The sequence below is a fragment of the Moorena producens 3L genome, assembly GCF_000211815.1.
Classification (GTDB): Bacteria; Cyanobacteriota; Cyanobacteriia; order Cyanobacteriales; family Coleofasciculaceae; genus Moorena; species Moorena producens.
Genome location: NZ_GL890877.1, coordinates 1 through 3,556 on the forward strand (window position 1 = coordinate 1; position 3,556 = coordinate 3,556).

A 3,556-nucleotide genomic window follows, 5' to 3' on the forward strand; every position below is an offset into this window, starting at 1 on the left:
GATACGTCGCCGGGGACGTTCGATGTCACCAATGTCGCGTAGTTGCATATCCGGTGACCTACGCAGCGTGTCATCAATGACGTGTAACTGTGGCTTGCTGTTCTCGATGACGGTCGTGTATTGGCTCGCGAGTGGGGTGCCGATCAGGTTCGGCAATTCAACATCCGGGTTTTCAAAGTCAAATTCGCCGTTGAGCACCGAGACGTTGTACTGGCCGCGGAATTGCGTGGTGTCCACGCTCATGGATTCTGCATTGCGAATGGCGCCAAAACCGGCCGCATAGAGGGCGATGGGGTCGCTATTGGATGCTTCGAGGAACTCGCCTCCCGCCCCACCGACGGGCGTGAAGTTGGTTCCGCGTCGGCCAGCATCGGCGATGGCAAAGTCCGTCGTGGTCCCGTAGCCCATGATGTGGGCGGGCGATCCGGTGTCATAAATGAAGATGTCGTAGTGCGGCGCACCGTTCACCGGCAGCACCCGAATCGGCGATGTCTTGCTGCTAATGCTGGTGTCGTTGTAGTCCGAGTTGGCCGCAAAGAAGCTGGAGTCGTCGGTGTCCCGTTCGTCCGTGAGACTGACCACCGCCAGCGGGGAGATCCCCGAAATGGGCACTACGTAGTCCTGAGCGGCTGTCCATCCGGTACCGGCCAGCCAGCCGATAAGACACAGACCATACCGTACAAATCGTTGCACTTGGTTCAACGCAAGCCCTCCTGTCTCCCAACTGCCCCCTCCAGCGAGCGCAGCTCCACACCACCTTGTGCGAGGCCTCGCGCGATTCGAATCAGGTCGATTTATGAAGGACGACGTGACTCAGACTGGTGGCCCCATTCTACCGCAAAGGAACAAAGATGGCGCGACAAAAGAAAAGGCCGATTGCCAAGGCAGATTGTCACGCCAAATGCTTGCGGCATTCGTCGAGACCGACAAAGCTCGGGGTGTCGGGGATGCAACATCTCCGAACAAGCCCTAGTACACCCGCGTCGGATGGACTGGTCGCCGGCGCGGGTGTCCTCTGGGGCTACGCGAATCCCCGCTCCCGGGCGGTTTGCTGCCAAGAGCACGTAGCGCTGCTCGCCGCGGGAAGCTCTGCGGGAGTTGTTTCCCGACGCGTCGTTTAGAAGCTCAGTCGCAGATTCGTGACGCCTTCACGCGTTTCCGCCAACTCGACCGGACGTGATTCCACGTTCCAAATTTCTTCGCAGTACTCGCGAATCGAACGGTCCGACGAAAACTTGCCCACGCGGGCCGTGTTGAGGATCGACATCCGCGTCCAGTGCTCCGTGTCGCGATACGCCGACTCGACCCGCTGCTGGCAATCGGCATACTCGCGAAAGTCCGCCAGGACAAAGTACGGGTCCTCATGCAGTAGCTTGTCCACAAGCGGCTTGAAGAGCTGGGTATCGCCCCCAGAGAAAAAGCCCTCCGTAATCCGGTCCAGGGCCAACTTCAGTTCTGGATCTCCGTAGTAATAGCCCATGGGATGGTAGCCGCCGGCGCGCCGCTCATACACCTCCTGAGCCGTGAGGCCGAACAGGAAGAAGTTTTCCGCACCGACTTCGTCGCGGATCTCGATGTTGGCGCCATCGAGCGTGCCAATGGTGAGGGCACCGTTGAGGGCGAACTTCATGTTGCCCGTACCGGAGGCTTCTTTCCCGGCGGTCGAGATCTGTTCCGAAACGTCCGCGGCAGGGTAAACGCGTTGGGCAAATTTGACGTTGTAATCCTTCAGGAACACGACCTTGAGTCGATCCCGCACGTCGGGGTCCCAGTTGACGACATCCCCGATGGCGGTGATCAGCTTGATCATGAGTTTGGCCATCGTGTAACCGGGCGCCGCTTTCCCCCCAAAGAGAAATGTCCGCGGAACCATATCGATATCGGGATTCTCCTTGATGCGGTTGTACAGTGCGATGATGTGCAACGCATTCATGTGCTGTCGCTTGTACTCGTGGATTCGTTTGGCCTGGATATCGAAAATGGAGTCCGGATCCACACGGATGCCGTTCTCTTGCTCGATGCGATGGGCAAGCTCCACCTTGATATCCCGCTTGATGGTCCGCCAATCGTCCTGGAATCCGGTGTCCTCAACGAACTCTTCCAGTCGCCGCAATTCCTCCAAGTGCTTCGGCCAGTGATTGCCAATGCGGTCGGTGATCAAATGCGTCAGTCGCGGATTGCTCAGCATGAGGAACCGGCGCGGTGTGATACCGTTGGTCTTGTTGCTGAATTTCTCGGGATACATCTCGGCAAAGTCGCGCAGGACGTCGCTCTTGAGCAGCTTCGTATGCAGGGCCGCGACGCCATTGATCGCTTTACTGCCCACGCAGGCGAGGTGGGCCATGCGGACGTACCGTTCACCACTCTCGTCGATCAGCGACATGCGGGCGAGCCGATCTTCCTCACCGGGGAACTTGATGCGGACGTCGTTCATGAAGCGGTGGTTGATTTCAAAGATAATCTTGAGGTGACGTGGCAGCAGCGAACCGAGCAGGGAGACCGGCCATTTTTCCAAGGCCTCCGGGAGCAGGGTGTGGTTGGTGTAGCAGAATGTCTGCTTGGTGATGTGCCACGCTTCGTCCCACTGGAAATAGTGCTCGTCAATGAGTAAGCGCATGAGCTCCGCGATGGCGATCGCCGGATGCGTGTCATTGAGCTGAACGGCGAACTTCTCGTGGAACTTGCTCAGCGAAATGTTTTGCCGGCGCATGATGTTGATCATGTCTTGCAGGGAACAGGAGACGAAAAAGATCTGTTGCGTGAGTCGCAGTCGTTTACCCGCCGTCTCATCATCATTGGGGTAGAGCACCTTGCTCACGTTTTCGGTGAAGACTTTCTCCTGTACGGCGCCGAAGTAGTCCCCCGAGTTGAATGCCGAGAAGTCGAAGGACTCCGTCGCTTGAGCGGACCACAAGCGAAGCGTGTTGGCGGTGTTGGTGTCGTAGCCCAGGATCGGTGTATCGTAGGGCACTCCCTTGATGACTTGGTGGGGCACCCAATTGGCTTGATGCACCCCATCTTTGTCTGTGTACTCTTCCACGTGACCACCGAGTTTGACCTCGACCGCCCACTCCGGCCGTGCGATCTCCCAGGCATTGCCAAAACGAAGCCATTTGTCGGTCTTCTCGACCTGCCAGCCGCCGCGGATGTCTTGGTCAAAGATGCCGAACTCATACCGAATGCCGTAGCCGATCGTGGGAATGCTGAGTGTCGCCAAGGATTCCATGTAGCAGGCGGCGAGTCTGCCTAAGCCTCCGTTACCGAGGCCCGGTTCCTCCTCCTGCTCAAGCAATTCTTCAAAGTCGAGGCCTAGCTCTTCAATCGCTTGTTTGGCGTCGTCGTAGAGATCGAGGTTCAACAAGTTGTTGCCCAAGTGAGGCCCCAACAGAAACTCCGCGGAGAGGTAGCAGACGGTGCGCGACGCATCCATGGTGTAGGTACGCGCACTACTGAGCCAGCGCTGAGCCATCAGGTCACGGACGGCATAGGCGAGAGCCTTGTAGTAGTCGTGCTTGGTGGCGATGGCAGGAAACTTTCCTTGCCGATAGAACAGTCC

At 58.0% G+C, this 3,556-nt stretch carries 2 protein-coding genes; both read right to left on the bottom strand.

What is annotated here, in order from left to right; all coding sequences use genetic code 11:
- Nucleotides 1-702: hypothetical protein (locus LYNGBM3L_RS12790; RefSeq protein ID WP_008183495.1), on the bottom strand; the 702-nt coding region annotated here is incomplete at its 3' end.
- Between the two features lie 415 nt (nt 703-1,117).
- Nucleotides 1,118-3,556: glycogen/starch/alpha-glucan phosphorylase (locus tag LYNGBM3L_RS12795; protein ID WP_008183500.1), on the bottom strand; the 2,439-nt coding region annotated here is incomplete at its 5' end.